The 712-nt window shown below is 37.9% G+C and carries 1 protein-coding gene and 1 pseudogene; both read left to right on the forward strand.

Translation table 11 applies throughout. The features are described from left to right. Positions 1-190, forward strand: a pseudogene (locus tag AK963_RS36355) (IS630 family transposase); the annotation flags it as partial. Positions 191-264: 74 nt separating this feature from the next. Beyond that, on the forward strand, positions 265-624 hold the full coding sequence (locus AK963_RS32890) for a hypothetical protein (protein WP_139117822.1): 360 nt from the start codon (positions 265-267) through the stop codon (positions 622-624). Positions 625-712: the final 88 nt, after the last annotated feature.

Below are 712 nucleotides of genomic sequence, written 5' to 3' on the forward strand. Positions count from 1 at the left end.
ACCATTCGCACCGGAGTTAAACAGCTCAGAAAGGCTATGGGAGTGGATGCGGGAGCATGACTTATCAAACAAAGCATTTTCAGGTTATGAAAATATTGTAGATTGTTGCTGTGAAGCTTGGAATAACCTTTGCAGCGAAGCTGGTCGACTGTTCAGTCTGTGCTCCCGTGATTGGGCAGTTATACAGTAGTTAGAAAATTCAATTGGTATAATCAAAAAACTGTGATTCTGAATTACAAAACCAATGAGAAGATTGAGTGCTTCTTGATTGCATCAATAAAAAATGAGCTCAAAAAATCAGGGGTTTCAATTGGCGGAAAGCACCTTCAAAAAACCAAGGTACTTTCGCATCTTTCATCCTGGCTTTCTGTCTATGCAGGAAAAGAAGGCAAGCCTGATAAATATCAAAATAAAGTACATGCGGCAAGAAAAAGACCAAGTATTTGCTCTAATCAAGAAAAAAGTCCCCCAGAAAAAAAATTCAAACCGTTGTCAACTGTAGATATGCCCCCCCATATTGTAAGCCGCTGTCATAATATAAGATATTCCGGTGGGACTCCTTCTATATTTTCAGAAAATCAAAATCGGGAATGTAATTTAAATTGTGTAAACGCTTGTCGTTAATACTCCAAAATGGAGAATAACAATGAGCGTTGAAATCAACGAAAAACTGGTAGATCAAATAGCCAGTCAGATTAAAACTCAGGATGAT

The sequence above is a fragment of the Endozoicomonas atrinae genome (assembly GCF_001647025.1).
In the GTDB taxonomy this organism is placed as follows: domain Bacteria; phylum Pseudomonadota; class Gammaproteobacteria; order Pseudomonadales; family Endozoicomonadaceae; genus Endozoicomonas; species Endozoicomonas atrinae.